Here is a 16,586-nt window from a genome sequence, read left to right as displayed (position 1 = left end):
TCGGGGAGAAGGGGCCAAAGTCCCCGCTGCCCCTCTCCCCGTAACCCGCCGCCGCCCCGGTTCGGCCACTGCCCGAGCCGGGACGGCGGTCTGTCGTTCATCGCGCGGGGGGTCAGCCCGCAAGCCCCGGCAGCACCCGCTCGCAGAACAACTGCAGACTCCGCCACCCCTCCTCCACCGGCATCCCGCCCGCCAGCGGATGCAGGACGTAGGAGTCCAGCCCGAGCGCCACGCACGCGTCCGGGGTGAGGATCCGGTACACGCCCTCCGCGCGCAGGTCCTCGACCGTCGTCGCGCCCGATTTCACCGCCGAGCGCACTCCGCCCGACTGCCAGGAGGCGTACGTCCGCGCCTCGTGCAGGAAGTGCCGCCCGTACTGCGCCCAGGCCCGGTCGGGGTCCTCGGCAACGTGCAGCAGGGGCGTCTCGGCCGCGGGCATCATGACCCAGCCCTCGGTGCCGTACTCGGCGAGCCGCTCCTTGTAGTACGCCTCCAGCTCCGGCAGGTGCGCGCTGGGAAAGAAGGGCAGGCCGAGCCGGGCGGCCCGGCGGGCGGCGGCCTCGGAGGAGCCGCCGACCAGGAGCAGCGGGTGCGGGTCGGTGTACGGGCGCGGGGTGACACGGACCGTGCGGCCCCGGTAGGAGAAGGGTTCGCCGGTCCACGCCTGGAGCAGGGTCTCCAGCAGTTCGTCCTGGAGTCGTCCGCGCCGGGCGAAGTCCACGCCGAACAGGTCGTACTCCTCCGGCCGGTACCCGATCCCGGCGACCGTCACCAGCCGGCCGCCGCTCAGCAGGTCCAGCACGGCGATCTCCTCGGCCAGCCGCAGCGGGTCGTGCAGCGGGCCGATGATCGCCGAGACCGTGACCGCGATCCGCCGGGTGGCGCCGAAGACCGCCCCGGCGAAGGCGAACGGAGACGGCAGCCAGTTGTTCTCGGCCCCGTGGTGCTCCTCCGTCTGGACCGTGGTGACGCCCCGGTCGTCGGCGTACGCGGCCATCTCCAGGGCCGCCCGGTACCGGGCGGCGAGCTCGGCGGGAGAGGCCCCGGGAGCGACGAGGTTGAAGCGTGTGACCGTGACGGGCATGGCGGCGTCTCCCTCCACCGGGCGGGTGTCGGGGGGACGTTAGCTGACGATGCGTCAGACAGCCAGGGGTGTGGAGATCCCGCGCCCCGCGGCGCCGCGGGGCGGTGCGAGCAGGGTGCCCCGGGGGCCCATGACTGATACTGGACCCGTTATGGACATCGTCATCCTTGCTGTAGTCATCGCCGTGGTCGTGCTCGGCGCGCTCGGCGGGCTCATCGTCGGCAGCCGGCGCAAGAAGCAGCTGCCCCCGCCCCCGCCCGCAGCGCCCGACATCACCGCCCCACCGGCCGAGCCGCACGTCGGCGACGAGGCCGAGACGCCGCGGGAGGAACCGCGGCGCACGATAGAGGAGGTGGATCTCCCGGACGGCTCGGCTCCGGTCGTAGTCGAGGAGCCGCCCGCCGAAGCTCCCGGGATCGAGATCCCGGAACCCACCGCCGGCCGTCTGGTCCGGTTGCGGACCCGGCTCTCCCGCTCGCAGAACGCCCTCGGCAAGGGGCTGCTCACCCTGCTGTCGCGTGAGCACCTCGACGAGGACACCTGGGAGGAGATCGAGGACACGCTGCTCACGGCCGACGTCGGCGTGCAGCCCACCCAGGAACTGGTCGAGCGGCTGCGCGAGCGTGTGAAGGTGCTCGGCACCCGCACCCCCGAGGAGCTGCGCACCCTGCTGCGCGAAGAGCTCGTCACCCTGGTCGGCCGCGACCTGGACCGCGCGGTCAAGACCGAGCCGGAGGACCGCAAGCCGGGCATCGTCATGGTCGTCGGCGTCAACGGCACCGGCAAGACCACCACCACCGGCAAGCTCGCCCGCGTCCTGGTCGCCGACGGCCAGAGCGTGGTCCTCGGCGCCGCCGACACCTTCCGGGCCGCCGCCGCCGACCAGCTCCAGACCTGGGGCGAGCGGGTCGGCGCCCACACCGTGCGCGGACCGGAGGGCGGCGACCCCGCCTCCGTCGCGTTCGACGCGGTCAAGGAGGGCAAGGAGATGGGTGCGAACGTCGTGCTCATCGACACCGCCGGCCGTCTGCACACCAAGACCGGTCTCATGGACGAGCTCGGCAAGGTCAAGCGGGTCGTGGAGAAGCAGGCCCCGGTCGACGAGGTGCTGCTCGTCCTGGACGCCACCACCGGCCAGAACGGCCTGGTCCAGGCGCGGGTCTTCTCCGAGGTCGTCGACATCACCGGCATCGTGCTGACCAAGCTGGATGGCACGGCCAAGGGCGGCATCGTGGTCGCGGTCCAGCGCGAGCTGGGCGTGCCGGTCAAGCTCGTCGGACTCGGTGAGGGCGCGGACGACCTGGCTCCGTTCGAGCCGGAGGCGTTCGTTGACGCCCTTATCGGGGAGTGAGCTGGGCACCAGCCGCGGCACGACCTGCGAAGAACCGTACCTGCGCGAGAAGCGCCCGCCCCCGAGGTGCAGTCGGGGCCGGGCGCTTCGCTCTGTGTCCTTGCCGCGCCTAAGGGGTCGCTAAGCCCGGGACCGGTGCGCCACGTAGGCCAGCGTGCCCAGCACCAGACGGGCCTCCGGCGGCCGGGAGGCCGAGTCCAGGGCGGGGGAGCGCAGCCAGCGGACCGGGCCGAGGCCGCCGCGGTCGGAGGGCGGGGCCGTGATGTGCGCGCCGGGGCCGAGGCCGCGCAGGTCGAGGGAGTCCGGGTCGTCCCAGCCCATGCGGTAGAGCAGGCCGGGCAGGTCGGCGGCGGCGCCGGGGGCGACGAAGAAGTGGGCGCGGCCGTCCGGGGTGGCCGCGACCGGGCCGACGGGCAGGCCCATGCGCTCCAGCCGGGCCAGCGCACGGCAGCCGGCGGGCTCGGCCACCTCGATGACGTCGAACGCCCGGCCGACCGGGAGCATCACCGAGGCGCCGGGGAACTCGCCCCAGATGTCGGTCACGTCGTCCAGCGTCGCCCCGGCGGCGAGCACCGGCGCGAAGTCCAGCGGGTGCGCGCCCGGCTCCGGGCAGTCGCCGCGGCCGCAGGAGCAGGCGCCCGCCGAGGCCCGGGCGCCCGGCACCACGTCCCAGCCCCACAGGCCGGTGTACTCGGCCACGGCCGTACCGTCCGACGTGCGGCCGCGGCGGCGTGCGCCGGACCGGATGTCGCGCATGCCCCGGCTGATGCCGATCGTGAAGCCCATGCCCCCTCCAACGGGTCCGCCGCACCGGTGGTTACGCTGCGATCGCGATGCGTGACTCTCTGTATTCCGCCTTCCCGGCGGCGGTCGGTTCATTCAGCGCCCGGACGCGCCCCCGGTTGCGTGCCCGACGACGCGCGCCCCCGAGTGCGTCACTGCACCCGCTTCTGCTCATGCTGTGTCAAGTCAATCGCGCGTTGCCGTACGTGAGTTCATTCGAAGGGGTGGCGAATGGTGGCGTTTCCGTGTGAGCCGTGGCTGGACGGGTGATCGTAGGATTACTTTGTGTGCACGAGTCCTGGGGGCACATGCGCTCGTGGGTATGCCGGAGGCAAGTCGTCATTCCGTTCGAAGGGTGACAAGGGCCGGACGGACGGCCGTACGAACCGGCATGCTGATAGGGCTTGGCGCACTCGGCGGCAAGTGGTCTCAGGGATGGGGGCGTTCCAGTGAGCGGCAACGGCGGAAGCGGAACGAACGCTGCGGGCGCGACGCACGCTGACAAGCGCCCGAACGAGCTGCTCACCTCCTGGTTCGTGCGCAGCGGCTGGTCCAAGGGCGAGCTCGCCCGCCAGGTCAACCGCAGGGCACGGCAGTTGGGCGCCAACCACATCTCCACGGACACCTCCCGCGTGCGCCGCTGGCTCGACGGCGAGAACCCCCGCGAGCCGATCCCCAGGATCCTGTCGGAGCTGTTCTCGGAGCGCTTCGGCGTCGTCGTCTCCGTCGAGGACCTGGGGCTGCGCACCGCCCGCCAGTCACCCTCCGCGACCGGCGTCGACCTGCCCTGGACGGGCCCGCAGACGGTGGCCCTGCTCAGCGAGTTCTCGCGCAGCGACCTGATGCTGGCGCGGCGCGGCTTCCTCGGGAGCTCGCTGGTCCTGTCCGCGGGCCCGGCCCTCATCGAGCCCATGCAGCGCTGGCTCGTCCCCTCGCCGCCCGCCCCGCGCTCCGAGCCCGAGCCGGCGGGCGGCTCCGGCCGTGCCCGCGGCCGGCTCTCCCGGCCCGAGCTGGACCTCCTGGAATCCACGACGGTGATGTTCCGGCAGTGGGACGCCCAGTGCGGCGGCGGCCTGCGCCGCAAGGCGGTCGTCGGCCAGCTGCACGAGGTGACCGACCTCCTCCAGGAGCCCCAGCCCGAGTCGACCACCCGCCGGCTGTTCAAGGTCGCCGCCGAACTCGCCGAGCTGGCCGGCTGGATGTCGTACGACATCGGGCTCCAGCCGACCGCGCAGAAGTACTTCGTCCTCGCGCTGCACGCCGCCAAGGAGGCCGGTGACCGGCCCCTCGGCTCGTACGTGCTGTCCAGCATGAGCCGTCAGATGATCCACCTCGGCCGGCCCGACGACGCGCTGGAGCTGATCCACCTCGCGCAGTACGGCAGCCGGGACTGCGCGAGCCCGCGGACCCAGTCGATGCTGTATGCGATGGAGGCCCGCGCCTACGCCAACATGGGGCAGCCCGGCAAGTGCAAGCGGGCGGTCCGGATGGCCGAGGACACCTTCGCCGAGGCCGACGAGTGGGACGAGCCGGACCCCGACTGGATCCGCTTCTTCTCCGAGGCCGAGCTCTACGGCGAGAACTCCCACTCCTACCGCGACCTGGCCTACGTCGCCGGCCGCAGCCCCACCTACGCCTCGCTGGCCGAGCCCCTGATGAACCGGGCCGTACAGCTCTTCGCCGAGGACGACGAGCACCAGCGGTCGTACGCGCTGAACCTCATCGGCATGGCCACGGTGCACCTCCTGCGGCGCGAGCCCGAGCGGAGCACGGTCTTGGCCACCGAGGCCATGCAGGTCGCCAAGAAGGTCCGCTCCGAGCGCGTCAACACCCGCATCCGCAAGACGGTCGACACCGCCGCCCGCGATTTCGGCGACCTGGGTGAGGTCGTCGACCTCACCGAACGGCTCGCCGCCGAACTGCCCGAGACCGCCGAGGCGGTCTGACAAGCCGTACGACCCCCAGAACCCCGGCCGCGGCCGGCCCTCCCGAACTGCCCGACTCGGCTCCCCCATGCCAGGTCATCGGAAGGCCGTCCGCGGCCGGTCTGTGTCCCCACGGCTGTCCGAAAGCCGAAGGTTGCGCCACGATAACGATCGGCTCGCCCGCAATCCGGCAGTTCATCGACGCGTAACACAGAACGCGCCTTCGTCACGGCCGCGAAACAACGAGGGGCTTCCACCGAAACCGCGCTGCGCCAATCTCGTGGCGCATAACCGGCCCACCCCTCATTCCGCTCGAGGCTTCGCCCGCACGGGGCCGTACCAATGACGAGGAGACGCCGATGGCACCAGCCATCACCCTTGCCGCAGAAGCGCCCAAGCTCTCTGCCGCGAACACAGGGTTCATGCTCATCTGTTCCGCCCTGGTGATGCTCATGACGCCGGGTCTGGCCTTCTTCTACGGAGGCATGGTCCGCGTCAAGAGCACCCTGAACATGCTGATGATGAGTTTCATCAGCCTCGGGATCGTCACCATCCTGTGGGTGCTGTACGGCTTCTCCATGGCGTTCGGCACCGACTCCGGCAGCCTCATCGGCTGGAACTCCGACTGGGTCGGCCTCGGCAACATCGGCCTCACCGAGCTGTGGCCCGGCTACACGATCCCGGTCTTCGTGTTCCTGGTCTTCCAGCTGATGTTCGCGATCATCACCCCCGCCCTGATCAGCGGCGCCCTCGCGGACCGCGTGAAGTTCAGCGCCTGGGCGCTGTTCATCGCCCTGTGGGCCACGGTCGTCTACTTCCCGGTCGCGCACTGGGTCTGGGGCACCGGCGGCTGGGCCTTCGAACTGGGCGTCATCGACTTCGCCGGTGGTACGGCGGTGCACATCAACGCGGGTGCCGCAGCGCTCGGCGTGATCCTCGTCATCGGCAAGCGCGTCGGCTTCAAGAAGGACCCGATGCGTCCGCACAGCCTGCCGCTGGTCATGCTCGGCGCCGGTCTGCTGTGGTTCGGCTGGTTCGGCTTCAACGCCGGCTCCTGGCTCGGCAACGACGACGGCGTGGGCGCGCTGATGTTCGTCAACACGCAGGTCGCCACCGCCGCCGCCATGCTGGCCTGGCTCATCTACGAGAAGATCCGCCACGGCGCGTTCACCACGCTGGGCGCCGCCTCCGGCGCGGTCGCCGGTCTGGTCGCCATCACCCCGGCCGGTGGCGCGGTCACCCCGCTCGGCGCGATCGCCGTCGGCGCGATCGCCGGTGTGCTGTGCGCCATGGCCGTCGGCCTGAAGTACAAGTTCGGCTACGACGACTCCCTGGACGTCGTCGGCGTCCACCTGGTCGGCGGTGTCCTCGGCTCCCTGCTGATCGGCTTCTTCGCCAGCGGCAAGGGCCAGTCCGACGTCGAGGGCCTCTTCTACGGCGGCGGCCTGACCCAGTTCTGGAAGCAGTGCGCCGGTGTCTTCGCGGTGCTCGCCTACTCCCTGATCGTCTCCGCGATCCTCGCCTTCATCCTCGACAAGACCATGGGCATGCGGGTCACCGAGGACGACGAGGTCGCCGGCATCGACCAGGCCGAGCACGCCGAGACCGCATACGACTTCAGCGGCGCCGGTGGCGGCGCCGCCAAGACCGCCGCCACGGCCCCGGTCGCCGCGGCCGCGAGCAAGAAGGTGGACGCATGAAGCTCATCACCGCCGTCGTGAAGCCGCACCGGCTCGACGAGATCAAGGAGGCCCTGCAGGCCTTCGGAGTACACGGCCTGACGGTCACCGAGGCCAGCGGCTACGGTCGTCAGAGGGGCCACACCGAGGTCTACCGCGGTGCCGAGTACACCGTCGACCTGGTCCCCAAGATCCGCATCGAGGTCCTGGTCGAGGACGAAGACGCCGAGCAGCTGATCGACGTGGTGGTCAAGGCGGCCCGCACCGGCAAGATCGGTGACGGCAAGGTCTGGTCCATCCCGGTCGACACGGCCGTACGGGTCAGGACCGGCGAGCGCGGTCCCGACGCGCTCTGAAGGCCCGAGCAGAAAAACGAACAGGAGTCGCCGGGTGACGGGTACGGACGTGCAGAAGGAAGCAGAGGACTCGGGACCCAGCGGCTACGCGGCGGCCCGGCTGCGTCTCCTCACCGAGGAGACGCGGTCCGGGCCGCCGCGCCGTGCGGCCCTGGCCGAACTGACCGACGACTGGCTGACCGGCCTGTTCGCGGCGGGCGCCGAGGGACTGCGCGGGGCCTCGCTGGTCGCCGTCGGCGGCTACGGGCGGGGTGAGCTCTCCCCGCGCAGCGACCTCGACCTGCTCCTGCTGCACGACGGCAGTGACAGCAAGGCGGTCGCCGCCCTCGCCGACCGGCTCTGGTACCCCGTGTGGGACCTGGGGCTGGACCTCGACCACTCCGTCCGCACACCCGCCGAGGCCCGCAAGACCGCCGGCGAGGACCTCAAGGTGCAGCTCGGCCTGCTCGACGCCCGGCACATCGCCGGCGACCTCGGCCTCACGGCCTCGCTGCGCACGGCCGTCCTGGCCGACTGGCGCAACCAGGCCCCCAAACGCCTCCCCGAACTCCAGGAACTGTGCGCCGAGCGCGCCGAGCGCCAGGGTGAGCTGCAGTACCTGCTGGAGCCCGACCTGAAGGAGGCCCGGGGCGGGCTGCGGGACGCCACCGCCCTGCGGGCCGTCGCCGCCTCCTGGCTCGCCGACGCCCCGCGCGAGGGACTCGCCGACGCCCGGCGCCGGCTCCTTGACGTCCGCGACGCCCTGCACCTGGCCACCGGGCGGGCCACCGACCGGCTCGCCCTCCAGGAGCAGGACCAGGTAGCAGCCGAGCTGGGCCTGCTCGACGCGGACACCCTGCTGCGGCAGGTGTACGAGGCGGCCCGGCTCGTGTCGTACGCCAGTGATGTCACCTGGCGCGAGGTGGGGCGCGTCCTGCGCTCGCGCGCCGTGCGGCCCCGGCTGCGCGCCATGCTGGGCGGCGGGAAACCGACCGCCGAGCGGTCACCGCTGGCCGAGGGCGTGGTGGAGCAGGACGGCGAGGTGGTGCTCGCCCGCGCCGCGCGCCCCGAGCGCGACCCCGTGCTGCCGCTGCGCGCCGCCGCCGCAGCCGCGCAGGCCGGACTCCCGCTCTCCCTGCACGCCGTACGGCGCCTGGCGTCCACCGTGCGCCCGGTGCCCACGCCCTGGCCCGCCGAGGCACGCGAACAGCTCGTCACCCTGCTCGGCTCCGGCCGTCCCACCATCGAGGTGTGGGAGGCGCTGGAGGCCGAGGGGCTGATCACCCGGCTGCTGCCGGACTGGGAGCGGGTGCGCTGCCGCCCGCAGCGCAACGCCGTGCACCTGTGGACCGTCGACCGGCACCTGATCGAGACCGCCGTGCGCGCCTCCGAGTTCACCCGCCGGGTCAGCCGCCCCGACCTGCTGCTGGTGGCCGCGCTGCTGCACGACATCGGCAAGGGCTGGCCCGGCGACCACTCCGTGGCCGGCGAGATCATCGCCAAGGACGTGGCCGCCCGCATCGGCTTCGACCGCCACGACGTGGCCGTCATCGCCACCCTCGTACGGCACCACCTGCTGCTCATCGACACCGCCACCCGGCGGGACCTGGAGGATCCGGCCACCGTGCGCTCCGTCGCCGAGGCCGTCGGCTCCCAGGGCACCCTGGAGCTCCTGCATGCGCTCACCGAGGCCGACGCGCTCGCTACCGGCCCGGCCGCCTGGTCGTCCTGGCGCGGCTCGCTCGTCGCCGACCTGGTCCAGCGGGTCGCGGCGGTGCTCGCCGGAGACGTCCCGGACGACCCGGAGGAGGCCGCGCCGACCGCCGAGCAGGAGCGGCTCGCCCTGGAGGCGGCCGCCACGGGCAGCCCCGTGCTCGCCCTGCGGGCCCAGACCGAGCCGCCCGCCGGGCAGGAGCCGTCCGGCGACCCCGAACCGCTCGGCGTGGAGCTGCTCATCGCCGTCCCGGACCAGCCCGGGGTGCTGCCCGCGGTGGCCGGTGTCCTCGCCATGCACCGGCTGACCGTCCGCACCGCCGAGCTGCGCTCCCTGCACCTCCCGGACGGCGTCGACGGGTCCGTCCTGCTGCTGGACTGGCGGGTCGCCGCCGAGTACGGCTCGCTGCCGCAGGCCGCCCGGCTGCGCTCGGACCTGGTCCGGGCCCTGGACGGCTCCCTGGACATCGCCGGCCGCCTCGCCGAACGGGACGCGGCCTACCCGCGCCGCCGGGGCGTGGTCGCCCCCGCGGCCCGGGTGTCGGTCCACCCGGCGGCCTCCCGGCTGGCCACGGTGATCGAGGTCCGCTCCCAGGACGCGCCGGGTCTGCTGTTCCGCATCGGCCGCGCCCTGGAGGACGCGAGCGTACGGGTGCGCAGCGCGCACGTCTCGACGCTGGGCGCCAACGCCGTCGACGCCTTCTACGTGACCGGCCCGGAGGGTGCGCCCCTGCCCGGGGACGAGGCGGCTTCGGTGGCGCGGAAGCTGGAGGAGACACTGCGGGGGTGAGGCCGACCCGGCGACTTGTCGCGCCGGGATACCCTGGAGGGCGATTCCCTGTAGCCACCGACCCCGAGGACCGCGAGCGCCGTGTTCGATACTCTTTCCGATCGCCTCTCAGCGACCTTCAAGAACCTGCGCGGCAAGGGACGGCTCTCCGAGGCGGACATCGACGCCACGGCGCGCGAGATCCGGATCGCGCTCCTCGAAGCGGACGTGGCGCTTCCTGTCGTCCGGACGTTCATCAAGAACCTCAAGGAGCGCGCTCTCGGTGCCGAGGTCAGCAAGGCGCTGAACCCCGCCCAGCAGGTCCTCAAGATCGTCAACGAGGAACTGGTCACCATCCTCGGTGGCGAGACCCGGCGTCTGCGCTTCGCCAAGCAGCCGCCCACCGTGATCATGCTGGCGGGTCTGCAGGGTGCCGGTAAGACCACCCTCGCGGGCAAGCTCGGCCGCTGGCTCAAGGAGCAGGGCCACTCGCCGCTGCTGGTCGCCTGTGACCTCCAGCGCCCCAACGCCGTGAACCAGCTCAGCGTGGTCGCCGAGCGCGCCGGTGTCGCGGTCTACGCCCCCGAGCCGGGCAACGGCGTCGGTGACCCGGTCAAGGTCGCCAAGGACTCCGTCGAGCACGCCAAGTCGAAGGTCCACGACATCGTGATCGTGGACACCGCCGGCCGCCTCGGCATCGACCAGGAGATGATGCAGCAGGCGGCGGACATCCGCGACGCCGTCTCCCCGGACGAGATCCTGTTCGTCGTCGACGCGATGATCGGCCAGGACGCCGTCAACACGGCCGAGGCCTTCCGCGACGGCGTCGGCTTCGACGGCGTGGTGCTCTCCAAGCTCGACGGTGACGCCCGCGGTGGTGCGGCCCTGTCGATCCGGCAGATCACCGGCAAGCCGATCATGTTCGCCTCGAACGGCGAGAAGCTCGACGACTTCGACGCCTTCCACCCTGACCGGATGGCCTCCCGCATCCTCGACATGGGTGACCTGCTCACCCTGATCGAGCAGGCGGAGAAGACGTTCAGCCAGGAAGAGGCCGAGAAGATGGCCTCCAAGCTGGCGTCCAAGAAGGGCCAGGACTTCACCCTGGACGACTTCCTGGCCCAGATGGAGCAGGTCCGCAAGATGGGATCCATCTCCAAGCTGCTCGGCATGCTGCCGGGCATGGGCCAGATGAAGGACCAGATTAACAACCTCGACGAGCGGGACGTCGACCGCACGGCCGCCATCATCAAGTCGATGACCCCGGCCGAGCGCCAGGAGCCGACGATCATCAACGGCTCACGCCGCGCCCGTATCGCCAAGGGCTCCGGTGTCGAGGTCAGCGCGGTCAAGAACCTGGTCGAGCGGTTCTTCGAGGCCCGCAAGATGATGTCCCGGATGGCCCAGGGCGGCGGCATGCCCGGGATGCCGGGGATGCCCGGCATGGGCGGCGGCCCCGGCCGGACGAAGAAGAAGCAGAAGCAGGCCAAGGGCAAGCAGCGCTCCGGCAACCCGATGAAGCGCAAGCAGCAGGAGCAGGAGGAGGCCGCCCGCCGGGCCGCCGCGGCCGAGGGCGGCAGCGCCTTCGGGCTGCCGCAGCAGGGCGGCAAGGACTTCGAACTCCCCGACGAGTTCAAGAAGTTCATGGGCTGACGGCCCGACCGAACCGCACTGAGGGCGCCCCCCTGGTTCACAGGGGGGCGCCCTCAGCGGTGTGCCGGCGGCTCGCCGGTCAGCCGTTCGGGAACTTCCAGACGTACGGCTCGCCGTCCTCCTCGGACCAGTGGACCTCGACGCTCTTGGCGTTCGCCGGGACCACGTACGTCTCGCAGAAGACATGGCTCTCGCCCTGCTTCCAGCTCTCGACGTCGTACGGGTCCTCGCAGCCGGCGGCGTCCTCGGACGCGCCGATGAGGACCGAGCCGCGCTGTCCGTCGGCGAAGACCGTCGTGCCGTCGTGCACGTCGGAGCCCTCGGTGAGGGCGGGCCCGCTCTTGTGCGTGTACTTCACGTACGCCACGGCCAGCGCCTTGCCCTTGACCTTGTCCGGCTCGGAGACGGCCTTCGCCGCCTCGGCCTCGGTGCCCACCTGCACCTTCTGCGCCAGGACCTCGTAGGTGACCTCGCCCGGGTCCTCCGCGACCTTGCCCGTGGCGCTCTCGCCGGTCCCCATCTCGCCGCCGGAGGCGGGCTCCGGCGACGGCGAGGCCTTGGCCTGGGCGGTGCCCGTGCTCTTCGCGTCGGCGGCGTCGTCGCCGCCCCCGCAGGCGGTGAGCGTCAGAGCGAGGACGGCGACGGGCGCGACGAGGCGCAGCGCGGTCTGGTGGTGCGGCACAGCAACTCCTGTATGCAGATGTGTAGGTCCCCCGAGCGGTGGATCACATTAGGCGTTCATGATCCACTTGGTGAAACCAAAAGCACCCCATGGTGCTTTCTTCACACCATTCACACCCGCATCGGAATCGCGTTCGTCAAGGTGTCCGGGCGATCAGGTACCGGAACACGTTCGGCATCCACACCGTGCCGTCCTGGCGCCGGTGCGGATGCAGGGCCTCGGTCAGCTCCTTGTCCACCTGCACCTGGTCCGTCGCCGTCATCGCCGCGTCGAACAGTCCCGTCGACTTCAGGCCGCGCACCGCGCTGTCCACATCGGCGTAGCCGAAGGGGCACGCCACCCGCCCCGAACCGTCCGGCCTGAGTCCGGCCCGCTGGGCGACGTCCTCCAGGTCGTCACGGCTGGCGGGACGCCAGCTGCCCGAGGTGCGCAGCGGCTCCGCCAGCTTCGTGGCCACCCGCATAACGGCCGCCGTGGCGCAGCGCTCCGGCGGACCCCAGCCGGCCAGCACCACGGCCGCACCGCGCCGGGTGAGCGGCGTCGCCTCCGCGAGCAGCCCGCCCAGCCCCTCCGAGTCGCCCGCCAGGCAGCCGATCGGCTCGAAGGCGGTCACCAGGGTGTACCCGGGAGCGCCCGGCACCGCGGTGTCCCGGGGCGTGCCGTCGACCAGCCGGGCCTCCGGGCCCGTCCGCGCACCCGGCGTCCCGGGCGACAGCCGCTCCCGCGCCAGGGCCATTCTTTCGGTTGAAGCGTCGACACCGGTGACCGCCGCTCCCCGGGCGGCGGCCATCAGCAGGGAGAGTCCGGAACCGCAGCCGAGGCCGAGCAGCCGCGTGGCAGGACCCACTTCCAGTCGCTCGTAGACGGCCTCGTAGAGCGGTACGAGCATCCGCTCCTGGATCTCGGACCAGTCACGCGCGCGTGCACGCAGGTCCACGCGGGGTGCGGCCCCCGCGTGAGGCAGGTGCTGCCGCACGAGCGTAGGTGTCATAAGTAAGCGCCCCAATCCGCCGAGAGTTGCCTCTTGCCCGATTCCATGGCCCCCGTGACAGTGCGCTCGCACTACCCCCGTATGCCAGGAAACTCCCCCCTCGACCTGTCGTCCAGTGGAATGCGGCAGGGCTTGTGAGTTGTCATGTGCCTATGGCGAGATTTCACATTCCGGCAACCTGAGCCCGTACCGTCCCGCCCTGGCCGAGGCGCCCACACGGTGTCCGTACGGTGTCTGGTCGCCGAGGACGGGTCGGTGCCGGACGCCGATGACGCGCCCGGTAACGTCGCGGTCGTCGTACGCGCTTACTGAGCAGGACTCCACGCGGCCGAAACGCCCCTTGCGTGTCCGCGGACCTCTGCTACCCCGGCGCGCGCGGTTGGCCTACGCGCCGGGGCGTACGCGGGGCTACGCACCACCTTGTGGTGAGCTGTGAGGCTTCTCCACAGATCAGCGCACCCGCCCTCGTCGGGACGCATCAGAGGCAACTGACGGGTACGTGCAAATTATTTGGGATGGCCCGGAATCGGAACACTGAGGCACCCCGGCTCGTTGTCATTACGTGAGCACGACACAGACACCACCTGTTCTCGCCGCAGAGCTGGCACAGGCGTGGGCCGACATTCAGCGGTACCACCCCGAGCTGCCCGACCTTGCCGCGCCAGAGTCCCTGATCGGGGAGTCGTCGTCCGCGTGCGGTCACGAGCTCTCCTTCGAGCGACTGCTCCATGAGGCAGTCCATGGCATCGCCGCCTCGCGCGGCGTCCGCGACACCTCCCGTGCCGGCCGCTACCACAACCGCAGATTCCTCGCGATCGCCGAGGAGCTGGGCCTGGACCACCCCGAGGAACCGCATCCCAGCAGCGGCTTCTCCCTGGTCACGCTCACCCCCGAGGCCAAACGCCGCTACCGCCCGACGATGGAGCGGCTCCAGCGTGCCCTGAAGGCCCACACCGCGGCGACCTCCTCCGACACCTCCCGCACCTTCCGGGGCCCGGCCGCCCGGCACGGCTCCTCCGGCGGCGGCGTCCGCGTCAAGGCGGTCTGCGACTGCGGCCGCAACGTCCGGGTCGTCCCGTCGGTCCTCGCCCAGGCCCCGATCGTCTGCGGCGGCTGCGGCAAGCCGTTCCGGATCCCGGACGTCGTCGGAGCGGTAGCGAGCTGACGCCCCCACCGGCATCTCGTGGCTGCCGGTCGTCGGCGCAGGGCTCGGGCCGTCTCGCGCACCCGTCGTGCCCCACCTCCACGCCGGGTGCGCCCTCGGTGTGCCCGCACACCGGCGCAGGCCCCCGGCCCGGCGCGGCCTCCAGGGTGTGGCACAATGGCTAGCTGTACTCGACAGCCGCACAGGAACCCTCTCGCCTCCGGCTGACGCGTCCATCGGGCACTCGGGTACCGCAACCCCACGCGGCATTTCCGCCGTGCCCAACCACGTCAAAACCAGGAGAACCCACTCCCGTGGCAGTCAAGATCAAGCTGAAGCGTCTGGGCAAGATCCGTTCGCCTCACTACCGCATCGTCGTCGCCGACTCCCGTACCCGCCGTGACGGCCGGGCCATCGAGGAGATCGGCAAGTACCACCCGACGTACAACCCGTCGGTGATCGAGGTCGACGCCGAGCGTGTGGCGTACTGGCTCGGTGTCGGCGCCCAGCCGACCGAGCCCGTGATGGCCATCCTCAAGAAGACCGGCGACTGGCAGAAGTTCAAGGGCGAGCCCGCCCCGGCTCCGCTGCTGACGCAGCCGGAGAAGGCCGCGCGCCCCTCCTTCGAGGCCATCGGCGGCGAGGACGAGGGCAAGGGTGAGGCCATCACCCAGAAGAAGAAGGCTGAGAAGAAGGACGAGGCCGCCGCTGAGTCCGCTTCGACCGAGGCCTGAGCATGCTCGAGGAGGCTCTCGAGCACCTCGTGAAGGGCATCGTCGACAACCCTGACGATGTGCAGGTCGCCTCGCGCAACCTGCGCCGCGGCCGTGTGCTCGAGGTCCGGGTCCACCCGGACGACCTCGGCAAGGTGATCGGCCGCAACGGCCGTACCGCACGCGCGCTGCGTACCGTCGTGGGCGCCATCGGCGGTCGCGGCGTCCGCGTCGACCTCGTCGACGTGGACCACGTCCGCTGACGCTTTCGCAGCAGCACCGGCTCGGGCCGGGGAGGGCCACAGGGCCGTCCCCGGCCCGCAGTCGTATGACAGGAGATTGGACACGTGCAGCTGGTAGTCGCACGGATCGGCCGTGCCCATGGCATCAAGGGTGAGGTCACCGTCGAGGTGCGGACCGACGAGCCGGAGCTGAGGCTCGGCCCCGGCGCCGTACTCACCACCGATCCCGCCTCCGCGGGACCGCTCACCATCGAGACGGGCCGCGTCCACAGCGGCCGCCTCCTGCTGCGCTTCGAGGGCGTCAGCGACCGCAGCGGCGCCGAGGCCCTGCGCAACACCCTCCTGATCGCCGAGGTCGACCCGGAGGAACTGCCCGAGGGCGAGGACGAGTACTACGACCACCAGCTCATCGACCTCGACGTGGTCACCGCCGACGGCACCGAGGTCGGCCGGATCACGGAGATCTCGCACCTGCCCACCCAGGACCTGTTCATCGTGGAGCGCCCCGACGGCAGCGAGGTGATGATCCCCTTCGTCGAGGAGATCGTCGCCGAGATCGACCTCGAGGAGCAGAAGGCCGTCATCACCCCGCCCCCGGGACTGATCGACGACCGCGCGGAGATCGCCTCCAGCCGGGACGAGTCGTAATGCGCCTCGACGTCGTCACGATCTTCCCCGAGTACCTGGAACCGCTGAACGTCTCCCTCGTCGGCAAGGCACGCGCGCGTGGACAGCTCGACGTGCACGTCCACGACCTGCGTTCCTGGACCTACGACCGCCACAACACCGTCGACGACACCCCGTACGGCGGCGGCCCCGGCATGGTCATGAAGACCGGGCCGTGGGGGGACGCGCTGGACTCCGTGCTGGCCGACGGCTACGAGACCGGCTCCCGGGCGCCCGCGCTCATCGTGCCCACGCCCAGCGGCCGGCCCTTCACCCAGGAACTCGCCGTCCACCTCTCCGAGCGCCCCTGGCTGATCTTCACCCCGGCCCGCTACGAGGGCATCGACCGCCGCGTCGTCGACGAGTACGCGACCCGGATGCCGGTCTACGAGGTGTCCATCGGCGACTACGTCCTGGCCGGCGGCGAGGCGGCCGTCCTCGTCGTCACGGAGGCCGTGGCGCGGCTGCTGCCCGGGGTCCTGGGCAACGCCGAGTCCCACCGGGACGACTCCTTCGCGCCCGGCGCGATGGCGAGCCTGCTGGAAGGGCCCGTCTACACCAAGCCGCCCGAGTGGCGCGGCCGGGACATCCCCGACGTGCTGCTCAGCGGCCACCACGGCAAGATCGCGCGCTGGCGCCGCGACGAGGCCCTGAAGCGCACGACCGCTCACCGGCCCGACCTCATCGAGCGGTGCGACCCCAAGGCCTTCGACAAGAAGGACCGCGAGATGCTCTCCATCCTCGGCTGGGCACCCGACCCGGCGGGGGAGCCGTACGGCCGATTTTGGCGCAGGACCGACGGCGTGGAAGAATAGCCAGCTGTTGTGCGTCCGTCCGGCGTGCGCCCCTGCCACAG

At 71.6% G+C, this 16,586-nt stretch carries 15 protein-coding genes; 11 read left to right on the top strand and 4 right to left on the bottom strand.

Annotated features, from left to right (window positions below):
• Positions 1–112: 112 nt before the first annotated feature.
• A complete protein-coding gene (locus OO68_RS34285; RefSeq protein WP_033313170.1) occupies positions 113–1,084 on the bottom strand; it encodes an LLM class flavin-dependent oxidoreductase in 972 nt (323 codons plus the stop codon).
• A 151-nt stretch (positions 1,085–1,235) separates the two neighbouring features.
• Here OO68_RS34285 and ftsY point away from each other — a divergent pair, with 151 nt between their 5' ends.
• Positions 1,236–2,435 carry a signal recognition particle-docking protein FtsY gene (ftsY, locus tag OO68_RS34280; RefSeq protein ID WP_033313168.1) on the top strand — a complete coding sequence of 400 codons (1,200 nt, stop codon included), beginning with the start codon at positions 1,236–1,238 and terminating at the stop codon, positions 2,433–2,435.
• Between the two features lie 120 nt (positions 2,436–2,555).
• Here ftsY and OO68_RS34275 read toward each other — a convergent pair whose 3' ends face one another.
• Positions 2,556–3,221 carry a bifunctional DNA primase/polymerase gene (locus tag OO68_RS34275; RefSeq protein ID WP_033313166.1) on the bottom strand — a complete coding sequence of 222 codons (666 nt, stop codon included), beginning with the start codon at positions 3,219–3,221 and terminating at the stop codon, positions 2,556–2,558.
• A 446-nt stretch (positions 3,222–3,667) separates the two neighbouring features.
• Between OO68_RS34275 and nsdA the strand changes: the two genes are divergently transcribed.
• The 5 genes from nsdA (at position 3,668) to ffh (ending at position 11,292) form a co-directional block, all read left to right on the top strand.
• A complete protein-coding gene (gene nsdA, locus OO68_RS34270; RefSeq protein WP_033313164.1) occupies positions 3,668–5,164 on the top strand; it encodes a transcriptional repressor NsdA in 1,497 nt (498 codons plus the stop codon).
• Positions 5,165–5,502: 338 nt separating this feature from the next.
• The gene (locus OO68_RS34265) at positions 5,503–6,843 is read left to right on the top strand and encodes an ammonium transporter (protein ID WP_033313163.1); all 1,341 of its coding nucleotides are present in this window, start codon (positions 5,503–5,505) and stop codon (positions 6,841–6,843) included.
• Positions 6,840–7,178, top strand: a complete 339-nt coding sequence (locus tag OO68_RS34260; RefSeq protein WP_033313162.1) for a P-II family nitrogen regulator — start codon at positions 6,840–6,842, stop codon at positions 7,176–7,178. The genes OO68_RS34265 and OO68_RS34260 overlap by 4 nt, the downstream gene beginning before the upstream one ends.
• Before the next feature lie 34 nt (positions 7,179–7,212).
• A complete protein-coding gene (locus OO68_RS34255; RefSeq protein WP_033313160.1) occupies positions 7,213–9,660 on the top strand; it encodes a [protein-PII] uridylyltransferase in 2,448 nt (815 codons plus the stop codon).
• An 81-nt stretch (positions 9,661–9,741) separates the two neighbouring features.
• Positions 9,742–11,292, top strand: coding sequence for a signal recognition particle protein (gene ffh, locus OO68_RS34250; protein WP_033313159.1), 1,551 nt, complete (start codon positions 9,742–9,744; stop codon positions 11,290–11,292).
• A 79-nt stretch (positions 11,293–11,371) separates the two neighbouring features.
• On the opposite strand, the gene OO68_RS34245 is transcribed toward ffh, so the two are convergent.
• Both OO68_RS34245 and OO68_RS34240 read right to left on the bottom strand, forming a co-directional pair.
• The gene (locus tag OO68_RS34245) at positions 11,372–11,974 is read right to left on the bottom strand and encodes a hypothetical protein (RefSeq protein WP_033313158.1); all 603 of its coding nucleotides are present in this window, start codon (positions 11,972–11,974) and stop codon (positions 11,372–11,374) included.
• 136 nt (positions 11,975–12,110) lie between these two features.
• Complete coding sequence (locus OO68_RS34240) at positions 12,111–12,965, bottom strand: methyltransferase domain-containing protein (protein WP_033313157.1); 855 nt, start codon at positions 12,963–12,965, stop codon at positions 12,111–12,113.
• 562 nt (positions 12,966–13,527) lie between these two features.
• Here OO68_RS34240 and OO68_RS34235 point away from each other — a divergent pair.
• From OO68_RS34235 to trmD, 5 genes are all read left to right on the top strand, one after another.
• Positions 13,528–14,130, top strand: coding sequence for a hypothetical protein (locus tag OO68_RS34235; protein ID WP_031107038.1), 603 nt, complete (start codon positions 13,528–13,530; stop codon positions 14,128–14,130).
• 293 nt (positions 14,131–14,423) lie between these two features.
• Positions 14,424–14,843 carry a 30S ribosomal protein S16 gene (gene rpsP, locus OO68_RS34230; protein ID WP_033313156.1) on the top strand — a complete coding sequence of 140 codons (420 nt, stop codon included), beginning with the start codon at positions 14,424–14,426 and terminating at the stop codon, positions 14,841–14,843.
• Positions 14,844–14,845: 2 nt separating this feature from the next.
• Complete coding sequence (locus OO68_RS34225) at positions 14,846–15,085, top strand: RNA-binding protein (protein WP_003973401.1); 240 nt, start codon at positions 14,846–14,848, stop codon at positions 15,083–15,085.
• Positions 15,086–15,169: 84 nt separating this feature from the next.
• Positions 15,170–15,712, top strand: a complete 543-nt coding sequence (gene rimM, locus OO68_RS34220) for a ribosome maturation factor RimM (RefSeq protein WP_033313154.1) — start codon at positions 15,170–15,172, stop codon at positions 15,710–15,712.
• The gene (gene trmD, locus OO68_RS34215; RefSeq protein ID WP_033313152.1) at positions 15,712–16,545 is read left to right on the top strand and encodes a tRNA (guanosine(37)-N1)-methyltransferase TrmD; all 834 of its coding nucleotides are present in this window, start codon (positions 15,712–15,714) and stop codon (positions 16,543–16,545) included. The genes rimM and trmD overlap by 1 nt, the downstream gene beginning before the upstream one ends.
• Positions 16,546–16,586: the final 41 nt, after the last annotated feature.

It is taken from the genome of Streptomyces iakyrus (assembly GCF_000717055.1).
Classification (GTDB): Bacteria; Actinomycetota; Actinomycetes; order Streptomycetales; family Streptomycetaceae; genus Streptomyces; species Streptomyces iakyrus.
The sequence above is the reverse complement of the archived record's forward strand: the minus strand, read 5'-3'. Positions and strand labels throughout refer to the sequence as shown.

Bases quoted from the DNA above. Each gene is read 5' to 3' on its own strand.
- OO68_RS34265 (WP_033313163.1), top strand. From the start codon at position 5,503: ATGGCACCAGCCATCACCCTTGCCGCAGAAGCGCCCAAGCTCTCTGCC.
- OO68_RS34260 (WP_033313162.1), top strand. From the start codon at position 6,840: ATGAAGCTCATCACCGCCGTCGTGAAGCCGCACCGGCTCGACGAGATC.
- OO68_RS34285 (WP_033313170.1), bottom strand. From the start codon at position 1,084: ATGCCCGTCACGGTCACACGCTTCAACCTCGTCGCTCCCGGGGCCTCT.
- trmD (WP_033313152.1), top strand. From the start codon at position 15,712: ATGCGCCTCGACGTCGTCACGATCTTCCCCGAGTACCTGGAACCGCTG.
- OO68_RS34240 (WP_033313157.1), bottom strand. From the start codon at position 12,965: ATGACACCTACGCTCGTGCGGCAGCACCTGCCTCACGCGGGGGCCGCA.
- ftsY (WP_033313168.1), top strand. From the start codon at position 1,236: ATGGACATCGTCATCCTTGCTGTAGTCATCGCCGTGGTCGTGCTCGGC.
- OO68_RS34275 (WP_033313166.1), bottom strand. From the start codon at position 3,221: ATGGGCTTCACGATCGGCATCAGCCGGGGCATGCGCGACATCCGGTCC.
- OO68_RS34225 (WP_003973401.1), top strand. From the start codon at position 14,846: ATGCTCGAGGAGGCTCTCGAGCACCTCGTGAAGGGCATCGTCGACAAC.